Origin of the sequence: Pseudomonas sp. TSRC2-2, from assembly GCF_049897785.1 — a bacterium.
Taxonomy (GTDB): Bacteria; Pseudomonadota; Gammaproteobacteria; order Pseudomonadales; family Pseudomonadaceae; genus Aquipseudomonas.
Genome location: NZ_JAFCWZ010000002.1, coordinates 1 through 14,840 on the forward strand (window position 1 = coordinate 1; position 14,840 = coordinate 14,840).

Genomic DNA, 14,840 nt, shown 5'->3' on the forward strand with positions numbered 1-14,840 from the left:
CACTCGCCCCGGACGAAGACCTGGTAATCGACCGCCACCAGTTGCGCACGGTCATAACGCAACAGCAGCGCGCGCCCGGCGCCGTTGTCCAGACGCTGAATGCGGTCGGAGCGATCGCGCTGCAGTGTCAGACGATTGCCGTAGACGTCGCTGATCGCCGTCAGCCGGCCGGCGCGAAAGTGATAGAACCGCGCATTTTCCCCGGCCAGCGCGAGAATCAGTTCTTCCGGCTCATCGCCGAGAAAAATCGCCGCCCGCGACAGGCTGTTGTGGATCGCCGGACGCGCGACATTGGGCAGGGGAAAACGCGTGCGGCGGTTCTCGTGGTCGATCCAGATCACGCCATCGCCGTCGAAGGCGAGCCGATGCGCCAGCGTATGGCTCCAGCCGAAACCCAGGCCGATGTCGATTTCGACGGCACTGCTGCGATACAAGCGGGTGAACTCAAAGGGCAACACGCCGTCGAGCACCGCATCGGTGAGCGTCAGCAGTTCTTCGCCGGTGACCATCGACACCGGACAGCCGTTTTTGCAAGTTTTGGGTACGCAGTCGGCGGGGTCGCCGTTGGGGTTTTTTGACTGGTCGGGGACGTCGTCGTGGGGCTCATCTTTCTTCAACAAAGCGTTGCGCTTAGCGCTCCAACGCAATTGCATCCGGCCGTTTTTCACCCCGGCGGCGATGCCCCGCGCGGCAACGGCTTTGTAGTGGTCGACGTATTCAATAAATGTGCTGACGATGCCAAACAGCGCCTTGACCAGACGCTTGGCGACGTTAAACAACTGCGCTGCTCGGTCAGCCAGACGCAGCGTCAGATAAGCGATCCCCGCACCCGCTCCGACAAAGGTCAGCACCACGCTGATCAGCACATCGATGATCAATTGCACGATCATCATCGACGCCACTTCAGCGGACCTGCCGGCAATCTCGCTGGGCGGCAGCATGTCCAGCCACAGGCTCGCCGACCGTAGCAGCAAACACATCGCCGCCTCGTCACTGACCAGCAACTGCAGCTTTTCCATGAGATCCGGCGCGATCTGTGCCAGCTCCATCAGGTCAGCTGCGCCGCTGCCCAGACGCTGGGCAAATTTGCCAGGGTCCTGGAGAATTTCCGACAGCAGACCGAGGCTGTCCCATACCCCCTCGATGGCTGCCCAACTGCCGGCGAGCATGCCGTTGCTGGCCGCAGTGGCCACCGACTGTGACCACTGCGGCTTAAAGTCCTGCCATTCGCTACGCAGCCAGCCTTCCAGTTTGCCGGTCAAACCGTCGTAGGATTGGAACAGCTTCTCGACTTGATTGGGGGTGACAGCGCTGTGCACCAGAACGCGGTAGAACTTGCCCTCTTCGCCTCTGAATTCACCCCTGCCCTGCTGATCAAGGGTGACCGGGCTGGTCTTGCCGCTATCCACGTCGACCACATCGACGGAAATGTTGCCCAGCGGAATATCGTAGACAGACTCGAATTTGCTCTCGATCTGCATCAGCCCGCCCTGCTGGCACTGCACGACGCTGGAGGAAAATTCTTCGTCGCTGCTGCTGACCGCCGTACTGCGGTCGCCGAAGCGGATGATCCGCTCCATGCCCACCAGCGACGACAGGTCCGCCGCGTCGCTGACCTGGTCGGCTGCGCGACTGATCCAGTGATCGAGCTGTTTGCGGTAGAGATTGAGTGTTTGCGGAAAGCTGTCGAGCTCCTGCTCGATGCGAGCGATGGCTTCCATCAACACACGCGGGCAGACAAGATGAGCTGAAAAACGGGCTGAAACATGAGCGGTCCCTCGCGCAAGAAATGAGTCGCGGGAACTGTGCGGGGGATCAAATAAGAAAGAAGTCAGGCGAGTAGGCAAAGGATGTAGGAATAATCTGCAACCCAACATCCGCCGAAAAAAATACAGACAGAAACGCAAACGCGGCGTGAGGAAACCTCACGCCGCGTTTAATTTAAAAGCCATACATGCAATTAATGCGTTGAATCACCAGCCTTCAGCTGTTGCAGCTTCAGCTCGGCCAACGGGTGACCGGCCTTGGCAGCCATGCTCCACCAACGAGCGGCTTCAGCGGTATCCGGCGCTTTGCTCGGCGTACCGGCGAGGCTGATCACGCCGACTTGATAGGCCGCTTTACCGTCGCCGGCCAACGCGGCCAGACGCAGTAAACGCACGCCTTCTTCACGTGCGCCCAGCCCAACGCCACGAAAGGCCAGGATGTGTCCATAAAAGCTTTGCGCACCGACATCGCCGAGGTTGGCCATGCGCGCAAACTGGCCTTCGAGCCAGCGCCAACCACGCGGCTGGCGGACGAACCACGACCAATGAAACAACCTGCGGGCCAGCCAGTAGCCGGCCCGCGCCTTGAGGCGCAGAAACACTCAGGCCTCCGCCGATTCCGGGTACTCGTACTCGAAGACGCGCACCACTTCCGACGCATGCCAGGACGCCGCCGCGACGCCATCCGACGGCCCGGAAAAGCGCCCCAGGCGCTCGACACATTCAAAAAAACCGGTACGCGGCAAACGGCTGGCGCCCTGACTGATGACCAGCGAACTGCGCAACGGCTGCTCGGCTCTCGCATCCAGTGCGGCCAGATGCTCAAGCGCAGCCGTCAGCGTCTGCATCGCCGGCGTCGGCAGCTGCAAACGCTCAAGCAAGGCTCGATAGGTCAGAAGATGGCGCTGACGGCGCGCCTGGTCCAGTTCCCCCAGCAATCCATCCCAATGTTGACGGCTGATGCGTACGCTCACGATTCGTCCCTCCAACCTGGCACCGTCAGTTCCCAGGCCAGGCTGCGGCGAATCGCGGCGTCGGGCTGACGCTCACCACTTTCGATCATGGCCAGATAAGACGGGCTGATGCCTACCGTGCGGGCGAGCGCCTCGATGGCGATGCCCTTCCCTTCGCGCAAACTGCGTAATTGATCCAGACCCGGAAGAATCGGCTCCGGTGCGGCGGCGAGCGGCGCTGCAGGCTGCTGCGCCGGTGTTGCGTTGATCCCTGCTGCTTTCAGTAGAGCCTGATATTGAGCCCACGGCAGAACCGCGTATTCGGGTTCGCCATCGCGTGCAATTATCTGAATATCCATGACTACCCCGTAGGACAACAACACTTAGCGAGTCGGCACTTTTCCCTAGAAGTGTAATCCTAACAGCGGCCAAGGTCGCGGGGGGTATCTATCTACAGGCAGTCTTTATCGGTCAAGGCTTTTTCGGGCCCTGCAGTTGCAGCTGCTCGGGGGTATCGGGCAGGCGTTCGACCACCGCCAGCTTCTCCGGTTGCTGGCGCTTGCGCCACAGGCGGAAGGCGTTGAGCTCGTCGTCGAGGGTTTTCATCAGCCAGGCGAGGACCGCGATGTCATCGAGCATGCCGAACATCGGGATGAAGTCAGGAATCGCATCCACAGGGCTGAGGAAATACATCAGCCCGGCCACCACCGAGATCAGCGACTTGGCACTGATCGCCCGGTATTCGCCGCGCCAGTAGGCCAGGCACAGCGACTGCAGCAAGCGCAAATCATCTTTGAGTTTGCCGAGACGATTGCCTTGCGCGGCGCCTTTGCTGGCCACGGCAAACAGCAAAGTAGGCAGCCGTCCACGGGCCAGAAGGCGACCGGCCAAGGGCAGGAATCGAGCGAAATTCCACGGAGCTTTCATCTATTCTTCCCGTTGAAATGTTATCCACACAAATTGTGGATAACCTTGTGAACAGAGCTGCATTTCAGCGCTGAGAGCCCCGTTTCATAAGGGCTGCGCTCAGATCGGGCGTTTTTTACTCACATAAAAAAGCCCAATATTTCATTGACTTGGCGGCTCAGGGCGTCTAGCGCGGGCGGCCTCAAAGCTATGACTGTGTTGAACGGCGTCAGTTCGCTCTGTTTACCCTTGCCAACCTCCAGATGCAACAACGCCCCGCATAAGCGAGGCGTTGTTTTCGAGCCGCTGCGTGTTACTTGGCTGCGGCGTCTTCTTTGGCTGGATCCTTGATGGCCAGCAGCTCCAGGTCAAAAACCAGAACCGAATTGGCCGGGATCGCCGGGCTTGGCGACTGAGCGCCGTACGCCAAATCGCTAGGGATGTACAGTTTGTACTTCTCACCAACGTGCATCAGTTGCAGACCTTCAACCCAACCCGGAATCACGCCGCTGACGGGCAGATCGATCGGGCTGCCGCGCTCCACGGAGCTGTCGAATACGGTGCCGTTAGTCAGCTTGCCGGTGTAGTGAACAGTAACGACGTCGGTCGGCTTGGGCTGGGCGCCATCGGCCTTCTTCACTACTTCGTACTGCAGGCCGGACGCGGTAGTGGTTACTCCCGCCTTCTTGCCTTTTTCTTCGAGGAATTTCTTGCCAGCGGCTGCCGACTCTTCACTCATCTTGGCCATGCGCTCTTCAGCACGCTTTTGCAGCGAGGCGAAGGCTTCGACCAGCTCTTCATCTTTCAGCTTCTGTTCTTTCTTGCCAACGGCATCTTCGATGCCCTGGGCTACCGCTTTGGAGTCCAGATCATCCATGCCTTCCTGGGCAAGGCTTTTGCCCATGTTCAGGCCGATGCCGTAGGAAGCTTTTTGCGCCGGGGTTTTCAGCTCTACGCTGGTCTGCGAGTCACAACCCGCGAGTACCAGGCTAACCAGGGCTACCGCCGCCGCCAACCGATGCTGTTTCATGCTATTTCCTTGTTCATGCGCCGAATGGGCAATCGAGTAAAGCCGCGAGCTTATCAGGCCGCCACGACCAATGGCTACCGGCATGAGAGCAGGAATCTTCCGATAAGTTCAGGGATTAAAACGCATTTAGGCAACGGCTGGATGAAGCTTCTGTCATCCATGGACGACAAGCATCATTGGCGCTTGCCCCAGCGCCTGGCGTAATGGCCACTTGCCCAGCCAGCGCCGCTCAGGCATAACAGCGCAACAATTCGACAAGGATGTTTAACTTGCGCCTCTTATCCCGCGTTATCAGTCTGGTGATCGTGCTGGCGGTCATCGCCGTTGCGGTGATCGTCTATTACGTCGCCAATCCTAAGTTGCCCTTCTACACGCCGCCCCAACAGGTGCTTTACCTAAATCAGTGGAGCGAGCAGCAACGGCAGACCTACTATTTCACGCCGCAAGGTACGCAAGTCAAAGGCCTGCGTTACGAGTGGTTCCAGGCCTTGGAATTGCCTTTCTCCGAGCAGCGCTTCGCCTCACCTGAGTACCTCGCCCGTTTCGGCTTCCTGGTCGATCCGCTACAGCAAGCCAGCGCGAACAACCCCGGCAATCTCCCGGTAGGTTTTGCCCGCCACCAGAATCCAGGCAACGCCTCCGAGCACTTTCTGGATATCACCTGCGCCGCTTGCCACACCGGCGAATTGCGTTTTAAAGGTCAGGCCGTGCGCATCGATGGCGGCACCGCGCAACATGTATTGCCGTCCAGCGTTCCGACATTGCGCGGAGGCAGTTTCGGACAGGCCTTGGTCGCCAGTTTGGTATCGACTTATTACAACCCTTGGAAATTCGAGCGCTTCGCCCGTCGAGTTCTCGCCGACGAGTACGACGCGCGCCACGCACAACTGCGCAAAGACTTCAAAACCTCGCTGAACACTTTCGTCAAAGTCGCCTGGAACGACACCCATCGCGGCCTCTATCCGACCGAGGAAGGCCCGGGACGCACCGATGCGTTCGGCCGAATTGCCAACGCCACCTTCGGTGACGCGATTTCCCCTGCCAACTACCGCGTGGCCGATGCCCCGGTGGATTATCCGCAGCTATGGGACATGTGGACGTTCGAATGGGTGCAGTGGAATGGCTCGGCACAGCAGCCGATGGCGCGCAATATCGGCGAAGCGCTGGGCGTCGGTGCCACGCTGAATTTCTTCGACGGCAACGGTCAGCCGCTGCAAGGCGCCGAGCGCTACCCTTCCAGCGTGCGCGTGCGCGATCTGCACACCATTGAACAAATCTTGCAACAGCTCAAGCCACCAACATGGCCGGAAAATCTGCTCGGTGCGATCGACAAGCCGTTGGCCGCCAAGGGCCGCGCGCTGTTCGTCGAAAACTGCGCCGGCTGCCACGTCCCGCGCCAATCCTGGGAGGGTGAACGCTGGGTGCAGCACTTGCACATGCTGCCCGTGGACGTGATCGGCACCGATCCGAACGCGGCCAACAACATCGCCAGCCACCGTTTCGACCTGAGCGCGCTGCAATGGGATGTCAAAGAGCTGGAGAAGATGGACGTCAAGCTGCATCCCGAATCCGAAGTGCCGCTCGATTTGAGCCAACTGTCGGTGGCCAAGGGCTTGGCTTACGTCACTGCGTTCGTGGAAAACCGTGCCTATCGCCAAGCGCAGATCACGCCAGAAGAAAAACCGCGCATGGACGGGTTCGGCCTGCCGATCGGCGTACGCGAAAAAGTCGCTTACAAGGCTCGACCGCTGGCTGGTGTGTGGGCGACTGCGCCGTTTCTGCACAACGGCTCGGTGCCGAGCATCTATCAGTTGCTGTCACCGCAGGATGAACGCGCGACGACCTTCTATAAAGGCACGGTCGAATACGACCCCCGGCACCTCGGATATCGCACCGAACCTTTCACTAACGGTTTTCTGTTCGACACGCACATCAGCGGCAACCACAACAGCGGCCACGAATTTCGCGCCGGCGCACGCGGCAACGGAGTGATCGGCCGCCTCCTGCAACCCGAGGAGCGCTGGGCGCTGCTCGAATACCTGAAAGTATTGGGCGGACCACTGGAGGCGCAGTTGCCATGATCATGCCGACTTTCAGGAAGGAACTGCCGCCATTGACGCGCTTTTGGCTGTGGCTGGGGCGTTTGCTCGGCAAGACGCTGCTGACGCTGCTAATCATCGGCCTGCTCGGGTGGGCCGTCGCCGCCGCGTGGTTCGCCTGGCAGCATCGGGGGCCGGTGTCGGCGCAGGAACAGACGCCAGCAGGCGAAACGGCGATGACCCAGGACATCATTCAAACCGCAGTGCGTATCGTCGACCAGCACCGTGAACCCACGCGTTATCTGCGAGATGCCCACGCCAAGGCGCATGGCTGCGTGAAGGCGCAAGTGCAAGTGTTACCGGAACTGGCGCAGTCGCTGCGACAAGGTGTGTTCAGCGAGCCGGGCAAGACCTGGCAAGCGCTGATCCGGTTGTCCAACGGCAATGCCTATCCACAATTCGACAGCATTCGCGACGCGCGCGGGATGGCGATCAAGCTTCTTGACGTGCCGGGAACGCAATTGCTCCGTGACAGCGGTGACCGGCGTGAACAGGACTTCGTGATGTTCAGCCATCCGAACTTCTTTGTAAGTGATGTCGCCGAGTACCGTCAGAATGTGGCGGCGCAGGCTGACGGCAAGAAGGTCATGGCGTTTTTTCCCACCTGGGATCCGCGCACCTGGCAGGTACGCCATCTGTTTATCGCCTTGGCCACTCTGTCTCCACCGCCGGACAGCCCGACCGAGACCACGTACTTTTCGGTATCGCCTTACAAATTCGGTGAGGCCAATGCGAAGTTCCGCGTTGTGCCGGATACGGGTCGTTGCCCGGCTTACACCTTGCCAAAACAGAATCACGACCTGCCGAATTTCCTGCGCAGTGCACTGAATCAGCAGTTATCGACGGATCGGATGCCAGCGTGTTTCGTCTTGCAGATCCAGCGCCAGGATGCGAACAAGTACATGCCGATCGAAGACACCAGCATTGAGTGGAGCGAGCAGGATGCGCCGTTTTTAACGGTGGCGCGGATCACTTTGCCGGCTCAGGACTTCGACACGCCAGCGCTGAATCTGCAATGCGACAACCTGTCGTTCAATCCGTGGTTCGGCATCGAGGCGCATCGGCCAATTGGCGGGATCAATCGCTTGCGCAAAGCGGTGTACGAGGCGGTGAGCGATTATCGGCATGCCCGTAATGCGGCGCAGTAGCGCGGAGATTTTATAAATCGCAGACAGCAAAAAGCCCGCACAAGGCGGGCTTTGCGTGGTGTCTGGTGTTCAGTTCCAGATACCGAAGATGGCGCAGCGGACGGGACTCGAACCCGCGACCCCCGGCGTGACAGGCCGGTATTCTAACCGACTGAACTACCGCTGCGCGAAACGCTTGAAAACGAATGGTGGGTGATGACGGGATCGAACCGCCGACATTCTGCTTGTAAGGCAGACGCTCTCCCAGCTGAGCTAATCACCCTTCGCTTCGTTACGGGACGCATTATGCCACAAGTTTTCATAAGATGTTGATTTAATTGAATATTTTTCAAAAAAATCTGAAACCGATGAAACCATTACGTCCCGCGGGTACAACTTTGAGGCAGAAAAAAACCCGCTTCAGCGGGTTTTTCCGTGGCGACCTGGCGTTCAGTGGTCCAGGTTACCGAATATGGCGCAGCGGACGGGACTCGAACCCGCGACCCCCGGCGTGACAGGCCGGTATTCTAACCGACTGAACTACCGCTGCGCTAAACACTTGAAACGAATGGTGGGTGATGACGGGATCGAACCGCCGACATTCTGCTTGTAAGGCAGACGCTCTCCCAGCTGAGCTAATCACCCTTCGCTTCGGTGTGGCGCGCATTCTACGGAGCACCCCAACCTCTGGCAAGCACTTTTTTAAATAATTTTCCGAGGCCTTCCAAAGGCTTAGAGAAGGGTTGGCCTATGCCCCGGCGAAGACAATAATGCCCCCCTTTGTATATAGGAGTGACTCACCCCATGTGGTTCAAGAACCTGCTGATCTATCGCCTGACCCAAGACCTGCCTGTCGATGCCGAGGCGCTGGAGACTGCACTGGCCACCAAACTGGCGCGTCCATGTGCAAGCCAGGAGTTGACCACTTACGGTTTCGTCGCACCCTTCGGTAAGGGCGAAGATGCGCCGCTTGTACACGTCAGTGGCGATTTCCTGCTGATCTCTGCGCGCAAAGAAGAACGCATTCTGCCTGGCAGCGTAGTGCGTGACGCGGTCAAGGAAAAGGTCGAAGAGATCGAAGCCGAGCAGATGCGCAAGGTCTATAAGAAGGAACGCGATCAGATCAAGGATGAAATCATCCAGGCCTTCCTGCCGCGCGCGTTCATTCGTCGCTCGTCGACCTTTGCTGCCATCGCGCCGAAACAGGGCCTGATCCTGGTCAACTCGGCCAGCCCGAAGCGCGCCGAGGACTTGCTCTCGACCCTGCGCGAAGTGATCGGCACCCTGCCCGTGCGTCCATTGACTGTGAAAATGGCACCGACCGCCGTGATGACCGAGTGGGTCACCACGCAGAAAGCCGCCGACGATTTCTATGTACTGGACGAGTGCGAACTGCGCGACACCCACGAAGACGGCGGCATCGTCCGTTGCAAGCGTCAGGACCTGACCAGTGAGGAAATCCAGCTGCATCTGAGCACCGGCAAAGTCGTCACGCAGTTGTCGCTGGCCTGGCAGGACAAGTTGTCGTTCATGCTCGACGACAAGATGACCGTCAAGCGCCTGAAGTTCGAGGATCTGCTGCAAGATCAGGCCGAACAGGACGGTGGCGATGAAGCGTTGGGTCAGCTGGATGCCAGTTTCACCCTGATGATGCTGACCTTCGGCGACTTCCTGCCGGCACTGGTGGAAGCGCTGGGTGGGGAAGAGATGCCGCAGGGGATCTGATCCGTTTTCGTGTGAAAGCTTAAAAGATCGCAGCCTTCGGCAGCTCCTGCATGAGACGAGTTTTCCTGTAGGCGCTGCCGAAGGCTGCGATCTTTTTGTTGGCGACGTATGCTTAGCTTCCTAACGCTTTCACATAACAAGGATCAAGACATGCGCGCTCTGGCTGCACTCAGCCGCTTTGTCGGCAATACCTTCGCTTACTGGGTTCTGATATTTGCCGTCGTGGCTTTCCTGCAACCGGCATGGTTCATCGGCCTGAAAAGCGCGATCGTGCCGCTGCTGGGCCTGGTGATGTTCGGCATGGGGCTTACCCTCAAGCTCGACGACTTCGCTGCCGTCGCTCGCCATCCCTGGCGAGTGGCGCTGGGGGTGGTTGCGCATTTCGTGATCATGCCCGGTGTGGCGTGGTTGCTCTGCCAGGTATTCCATCTGCCGCCGGAGATCGCCGTCGGCGTGATTCTGGTCGGCTGTTGCCCAAGTGGCACTTCATCGAACGTAATGACCTGGTTGGCGCGCGGTGATCTGGCGCTTTCCGTGGCGATTGCCGCAGTTACTACCCTCCTCGCTCCGCTGCTGACCCCGGCGCTCATCTGGCTGCTGGCCTCGGCGTGGTTGCCGGTATCGTTCATGGAGCTGTTCTGGTCGATCCTGCAGGTGGTATTGCTGCCGATCGTTCTGGGCGTGGTCGCGCAGCGCCTGCTCGGCGACAAGGTGCGGCATGCGGTAGATGTATTGCCGTTGGTGTCAGTGGTCAGCATCGTGATCATCGTCACCGCCGTCGTGGCCGCGAGTCAGGCGAAAATCGCCGAGTCCGGCCTGCTGATCATGGCCGTGGTCATGCTGCACAACAGCTTCGGCTATCTGCTTGGCTACTTTACCGGGCGCCTGTTCGGCCTGCCGCTGGCTCAGCGCAAGTCGCTGGCACTGGAAGTCGGCATGCAGAATTCGGGACTGGGCGCCGCACTCGCCAGTGCACATTTCTCGCCGCTGGCGGCGGTGCCGAGCGCACTGTTCAGCGTCTGGCACAACATTTCCGGGGCGCTGCTGTCGACGTACTTCCGCCGCATGAGCGAAAAGGAAGACCGCGACAACCTCGCGCAACGGGCAGCAGACTGAGCTGGAAACTTGATCCCCGGGTTAATGCTCGTCAGTATATTGCGCAACGCGGGGACGACCCTGCGGCTCGATCGAGTCATTAATCTGGGGACGACCCCGTCAATCGATGGAGGTTATGCATGTCCTGGATCATTCTGTTTTGCGCCGGCCTGTTCGAAGTCGGCTGGGCCGTCGGCCTGAAATACACAGACGGCTTCACCCGCCCGCTCCCCACCGCCCTGACCGTTGCCGCCATGGCCATCAGCCTGGGTTTGCTGGGCCTGGCGATGAAGGAGTTGCCATTGGGCACGGCGTATGCGATCTGGACCGGTGTCGGTGCGGTCGGAACGGTGATCGCCGGGATCATTCTGTTTGGCGAGTCGATGGCATTGATTCGGCTGGTCAGTGTGGCGTTGATCGTTACAGGGTTGATCGGGCTCAAGGTCAGCGCTTAAGCCACTACCGTCTTCGCGAGCAGGCCCGCTCCCACATTCATCCGCGCTCCGTCACTGGAATACGGTCAACTGTGGGAGCGGGCCTGCTCGCGAAGAGGCCCTTGAAATCGCCGCTTATCTAACGCACCCGCGCAATTCCCCCACCAACCCCTGCAACTTCGCCGGCTCCGTCCCTTCGGTCACAGCCGGCCCGGCCACCAGCGTTACCCGCGACCACAAGCGGTGGAACAAGCCCTTGTTCGGATCGCGACTGAAGAAACTCCCCCACAGCCCCTGCAACGCCAGCGGAATCACCGGCACCGGCGTCTCCTCCAGAATCCGTGTCACGCCGCCGCGAAACTCATTGATCTCGCCATCGGCGGTCAATTTGCCTTCCGGGAAGATGCACACCAATTCGCCGTCCTTCAGATATTGGGCAATGCGCGTGAAGGCTTTTTCGTAGATCTGGATATCTTCCTGGCGTCCGGCGATAGGAATCGCGCCGGCCGTGCGGAAGATAAAGTTCAGCACCGGCAGGTTGTAGATCTTGTAGTACATGACAAAGCGAATCGGCCTACGCACCGCGCCGCCGATCAGCAAGGCGTCAACGAACGACACGTGGTTGCACACCAGCAGCGCAGCGCCCTCTTCCGGAATTGCTTCGAGGTTGCGATGCTCGACGCGGTACATGGAATGGCTGAGCAGCCAGATCATGAAGCGCATGCTGAATTCCGGAACGATTTTGAAGATGTAGGCATTGACGCCAATGTTCAGCAGCGAAACCACCAGGAACAATTGCGGGATCGACAGTTTGGCGACGCTCAACAAAACGATCGAAACGATCGCCGACACCACCATAAACAGCGCGTTGAGAATGTTATTGGCGGCAATCACCCGCGCCCGTTCGTTTTCAGCCGTGCGCGACTGGATCAGCGCGTACAGCGGCACAATATAAAAGCCGCCGAAAATGCCCAGGCCAAGAATGTCGATCAATACCGCCCAGGTGTGAACGAAGCCCAACACGGCGGTCCAGCTATGGCCGGTGACGCTGTCCGGGATCCCCCCGGAATGCCACCACAGCAACAGGCCAAACACGGTCAGGCCGAACGAGCCGAACGGCACCAGACCGATCTCGACTTTGCGCCCCGAGAGCTTCTCGCAGAGCATCGAACCCAAGGCGATGCCTACCGAGAACACCGTCAGAATCAGCGTGACCACGGTTTCGTCGCCGTGCATCCATTCCTTGGCGTAAGCCGGAATCTGCGTCAGATAAATCGCCCCGACGAACCAGAACCATGAGTTGCCGACAATCGAGCGCGACACCGCAGGCGTCTGGCCCAGACCGAGTTTCAGCGTCGCCCACGATTGGCTGAATATATTCCAGTTCAGGCGCATTTGCGGCGACGAGGCCGCCGCGCGCGGAATGCTGCGGCTGGCCAGATAACCCAGCACGGCAATGCCGACAATTGCTGCAGAGACTACCGGCGCGTAGTGCTCGGACGACATCATGACCCCGGCGCCGATGGTCCCGGCGAGAATCGCCAGAAACGTGCCCATTTCCACCAGTCCGTTACCGCCGACCAGTTCGTCATCGCGCAAAGCCTGCGGCAGGATTGAGTACTTCACCGGACCGAACAGCGCCGAATGGGTGCCCATGGCGAACAGCGCCACCAGCATCAGCGACAAATGATCGAAGAGAAATCCGACGGCTCCTACGGCCATGATGGCAATTTCTGCGAGTTTGATCAGACGGATCAGCGCGTCCTTGGCGAATTTTTCCCCGAACTGCCCGGCCAGCGCCGAGAACAGAAAGAACGGCAGGATAAACAGCAATGCGCAGAGGTTGACCCAGATCGAACGGTCGCCTTCGATGGTCAGCCGATAGAGAATCGCGAGGATCAACGACTGCTTGAACACGTTGTCATTAAACGCGCCGAGCGACTGGGTAATAAAGAAGGGCAAAAAGCGCCGGGTGCGCAACAGGTTGAACTGTGAGGGGTGACTCATCTTCCGTGTTTCCTGATGTTGAGTAGTGAGGCCTGGGGTGCTTGTTATTGGAGTTGCGCACCACGATCCAGGCCACACCTTACCTAAACTTTGCGGTTTATTTCTTCAAACCTGCAATACACGGCGAGACAAACAGCTCCCCCCGCCACGCACCTTGCACGGTGCGCTTGCCGACGATCATCCACATCGCCGCCAACAGAAACACCAGCGCCGTACCGAACACACTGAAAAATGTCAGGTTGAGGATACTTGCCAGTTTCAGCGTCGCCAGCGAATACACGCCCAATGGGAAGGTGAAGCCCCACCAGCCGAGGTTGAACGGAATGCCGTCGCGTAGATAACGTACGGTGATCAACAGTGCCATCAACATCCACCACAGACCAAAACCCCACAGCGTGATCCCAGCGACCAGACCCAGGCCCGAAGCGATTTCACCGACGCCGGGCAGGCCATTCGCGGCAAAAATCGCTGGTGCCTCACCGCCCAACAGCAACATGCCCAACGCGCCGGTGCCGATCGGACCCAGCGCCAGCCAGCTCGACGCCGCCATGTTTTCGTGGGGCAGCTTGTGCAACGCCATGCGCAACAACAGGATGGTCAGAATGCTGAACGCCACCGGCAGGGAAAAGGCCCAGAGCACGTAGCTGGTGGTCAGCACGATGAGTTGCGCATGGGCGTCATTCAGGTGAGGGGCGAGCAAAGCGCCGCTGGCCGCTGCCACTTCCGCCGCGACTACCGGCAGCAACCAGACTGCGGTCATCTGATCGATGCTGTGTTCCTGGCGGGTAAACATCATGTACGGAATCAGCACGCCACAGGCCAGCGACATCGCCACATCGATCCACCACAACACTTCTACGAGCTCAATGACACCGTCGCCCCAGCGCGGCAGCCCAAACAGCAGAAAGCCGTTGATGATCGTCGCCAGGCCCATGGGAATGGTGCCGAAGAACATCGACACGGTGGAATGGCCGAAAATCCGCCGCGCTTCCTCGAAAAACAAAATCCAGCGCGAGGCGTAGGCAGCAGTAAACAGTGTGAACAGAAGAATGTTGAACAGCCACAGCCCTTCGGCCACGGCGTGGAGTCCGGGAATGGCCAGCGGCAATTGCGCCAGCGCCAATGCCAGCACACCGGTGCCCATGGTTGCGGCAAACCAGTTCGGCGTGAACTGACGAATCACTTCACGCGGATGCTGAAGATGGCTGAAAGGTTTGTAGCCGGGGGTAACGCTATTGGGGCAGATCATCATGAACTCCTGTCCTCTGGAGAGGTTGAGTCCATGGTAGATCCGAATCGAATATCGATATAACGGGTAATATCTCTAACTGTTATCTGCTTTGTAGATAAGCACCTACACGCTGCCGACCGACTCGATCACTAAAATCCGCGCGACGCCTTGTGGATGGGCGACATGCTCGGTGCCGACCGACGCGTAAAAAATGTCCCCGACGTTCAGCAGCGCTTGTTTCACCTCGCCCTCCTCACGGAAATGCATCTGCACTTGGCCATCGAGCACCACGAACACTTCCTCGCCGTCGTTGACGTGCCACTTGTACGGTTGATCCGTCCAGTGCAAGCGCGTGGTGATGCCGTTCATGTTGGCAATGTTCAGTGCCCCCCAGGCACGCTCGGCGGTGAACGATCTGCTGCGGATAATCTTCATGAGTCGATCCGTGAAAGAAGTCGGCCAAGGCT

14 protein-coding genes and 4 tRNA genes are annotated in these 14,840 nt (G+C 59.2%); 5 read left to right on the forward strand and 13 right to left on the reverse strand.

Features of this window, described 5'->3' with window-relative positions:
- From ACP7D9_RS02970 to ACP7D9_RS02995, 6 genes are all read right to left on the reverse strand, one after another.
- Window positions 1–1,721 (reverse strand): DUF6531 domain-containing protein (locus tag ACP7D9_RS02970; protein WP_426155607.1); only part of this gene is annotated, 1,721 nt, incomplete at its 3' end.
- 239 nt (window positions 1,722–1,960) lie between these two features.
- Complete coding sequence (locus ACP7D9_RS02975; protein WP_101158732.1) at window positions 1,961–2,368, reverse strand: sel1 repeat family protein; 408 nt, start codon at window positions 2,366–2,368, stop codon at window positions 1,961–1,963.
- A complete protein-coding gene (locus ACP7D9_RS02980) occupies window positions 2,369–2,740 on the reverse strand; it encodes a hypothetical protein (protein WP_007898892.1) in 372 nt (123 codons plus the stop codon).
- Window positions 2,737–3,078 carry a helix-turn-helix domain-containing protein gene (locus ACP7D9_RS02985; RefSeq protein WP_101158731.1) on the reverse strand — a complete coding sequence of 114 codons (342 nt, stop codon included), beginning with the start codon at window positions 3,076–3,078 and terminating at the stop codon, window positions 2,737–2,739. Before ACP7D9_RS02985 ends, ACP7D9_RS02980 begins: the two co-directional genes overlap by 4 nt.
- 112 nt (window positions 3,079–3,190) lie before the next feature.
- A complete protein-coding gene (locus ACP7D9_RS02990) occupies window positions 3,191–3,646 on the reverse strand; it encodes a YkvA family protein (RefSeq protein WP_016773733.1) in 456 nt (151 codons plus the stop codon).
- Between the two features lie 292 nt (window positions 3,647–3,938).
- Window positions 3,939–4,655 carry an FKBP-type peptidyl-prolyl cis-trans isomerase gene (locus tag ACP7D9_RS02995; protein ID WP_426155610.1) on the reverse strand — a complete coding sequence of 239 codons (717 nt, stop codon included), beginning with the start codon at window positions 4,653–4,655 and terminating at the stop codon, window positions 3,939–3,941.
- Window positions 4,656–4,924: 269 nt separating this feature from the next.
- Here ACP7D9_RS02995 and ACP7D9_RS03000 point away from each other — a divergent pair, with 269 nt between their 5' ends.
- Complete coding sequence (locus ACP7D9_RS03000) at window positions 4,925–6,736, forward strand: di-heme-cytochrome C peroxidase (RefSeq protein WP_426155612.1); 1,812 nt, start codon at window positions 4,925–4,927, stop codon at window positions 6,734–6,736.
- Window positions 6,733–7,902 (forward strand): catalase family protein, encoded by a 1,170-nt coding sequence (locus ACP7D9_RS03005; RefSeq protein WP_426155614.1) that lies wholly within the window; start codon window positions 6,733–6,735, stop codon window positions 7,900–7,902. The genes ACP7D9_RS03000 and ACP7D9_RS03005 overlap by 4 nt, the downstream gene beginning before the upstream one ends.
- Before the next feature lie 89 nt (window positions 7,903–7,991).
- On the opposite strand, the gene ACP7D9_RS03010 is transcribed toward ACP7D9_RS03005, so the two are convergent.
- The 4 genes from ACP7D9_RS03010 to ACP7D9_RS03025 form a co-directional block, all read right to left on the reverse strand.
- A tRNA-Asp gene (locus tag ACP7D9_RS03010) sits at window positions 7,992–8,068 on the reverse strand.
- Window positions 8,069–8,088: 20 nt separating this feature from the next.
- Window positions 8,089–8,164 (reverse strand) — tRNA-Val (locus ACP7D9_RS03015).
- A gap of 190 nt (window positions 8,165–8,354) precedes the next feature.
- Window positions 8,355–8,431, reverse strand: a tRNA-Asp gene (locus tag ACP7D9_RS03020).
- A 19-nt stretch (window positions 8,432–8,450) separates the two neighbouring features.
- A tRNA-Val gene (locus ACP7D9_RS03025) sits at window positions 8,451–8,526 on the reverse strand.
- 159 nt (window positions 8,527–8,685) lie between these two features.
- Here ACP7D9_RS03025 and rdgC point away from each other — a divergent pair.
- The 3 genes from rdgC (at window position 8,686) to sugE (ending at window position 11,156) form a co-directional block, all read left to right on the forward strand.
- Entirely contained in the window at window positions 8,686–9,606 is a 921-nt protein-coding gene (gene rdgC / locus ACP7D9_RS03030; RefSeq protein WP_024012190.1) for a recombination-associated protein RdgC, read from the forward strand.
- 150 nt (window positions 9,607–9,756) lie between these two features.
- Window positions 9,757–10,722, forward strand: coding sequence for a bile acid:sodium symporter family protein (locus ACP7D9_RS03035; protein ID WP_041479525.1), 966 nt, complete (start codon window positions 9,757–9,759; stop codon window positions 10,720–10,722).
- Between the two features lie 119 nt (window positions 10,723–10,841).
- Window positions 10,842–11,156 (forward strand): quaternary ammonium compound efflux SMR transporter SugE, encoded by a 315-nt coding sequence (gene sugE, locus ACP7D9_RS03040; RefSeq protein WP_024012188.1) that lies wholly within the window; start codon window positions 10,842–10,844, stop codon window positions 11,154–11,156.
- 114 nt (window positions 11,157–11,270) lie between these two features.
- Here the strand turns inward: sugE and ACP7D9_RS03045 are convergent, their stop codons facing one another.
- From ACP7D9_RS03045 to ACP7D9_RS03055, 3 genes are all read right to left on the reverse strand, one after another.
- Window positions 11,271–13,142, reverse strand: coding sequence for an MFS transporter (locus ACP7D9_RS03045; protein ID WP_101158726.1), 1,872 nt, complete (start codon window positions 13,140–13,142; stop codon window positions 11,271–11,273).
- Between the two features lie 97 nt (window positions 13,143–13,239).
- Window positions 13,240–14,391: a TDT family transporter gene (locus ACP7D9_RS03050; RefSeq protein WP_426155617.1), complete on the reverse strand. Its 1,152-nt coding sequence runs from the start codon at window positions 14,389–14,391 to the stop codon at window positions 13,240–13,242.
- Window positions 14,392–14,496: 105 nt separating this feature from the next.
- On the reverse strand, window positions 14,497–14,808 hold the full coding sequence (locus tag ACP7D9_RS03055) for a cupin (protein ID WP_313006003.1): 312 nt from the start codon (window positions 14,806–14,808) through the stop codon (window positions 14,497–14,499).
- Between the last annotated feature and the right edge of the window lie 32 nt (window positions 14,809–14,840).

What these genes read in the sequence shown, in the direction of transcription:
- ACP7D9_RS02985 (WP_101158731.1), bottom strand. Translation starts at nt 3,078, where the DNA reads ATGGATATTCAGATAATTGCACGCGATGGCGAACCCGAATACGCGGTT.
- ACP7D9_RS02990 (WP_016773733.1), bottom strand. Translation starts at nt 3,646, where the DNA reads ATGAAAGCTCCGTGGAATTTCGCTCGATTCCTGCCCTTGGCCGGTCGC.
- ACP7D9_RS02995 (WP_426155610.1), bottom strand. Translation starts at nt 4,655, where the DNA reads ATGAAACAGCATCGGTTGGCGGCGGCGGTAGCCCTGGTTAGCCTGGTA.
- ACP7D9_RS03005 (WP_426155614.1), top strand. Translation starts at nt 6,733, where the DNA reads ATGATCATGCCGACTTTCAGGAAGGAACTGCCGCCATTGACGCGCTTT.
- rdgC (WP_024012190.1), top strand. Translation starts at nt 8,686, where the DNA reads ATGTGGTTCAAGAACCTGCTGATCTATCGCCTGACCCAAGACCTGCCT.
- ACP7D9_RS03035 (WP_041479525.1), top strand. Translation starts at nt 9,757, where the DNA reads ATGCGCGCTCTGGCTGCACTCAGCCGCTTTGTCGGCAATACCTTCGCT.
- sugE (WP_024012188.1), top strand. Translation starts at nt 10,842, where the DNA reads ATGTCCTGGATCATTCTGTTTTGCGCCGGCCTGTTCGAAGTCGGCTGG.
- ACP7D9_RS03045 (WP_101158726.1), bottom strand. Translation starts at nt 13,142, where the DNA reads ATGAGTCACCCCTCACAGTTCAACCTGTTGCGCACCCGGCGCTTTTTG.
- ACP7D9_RS03050 (WP_426155617.1), bottom strand. Translation starts at nt 14,391, where the DNA reads ATGATCTGCCCCAATAGCGTTACCCCCGGCTACAAACCTTTCAGCCAT.
- ACP7D9_RS03055 (WP_313006003.1), bottom strand. Translation starts at nt 14,808, where the DNA reads ATGAAGATTATCCGCAGCAGATCGTTCACCGCCGAGCGTGCCTGGGGG.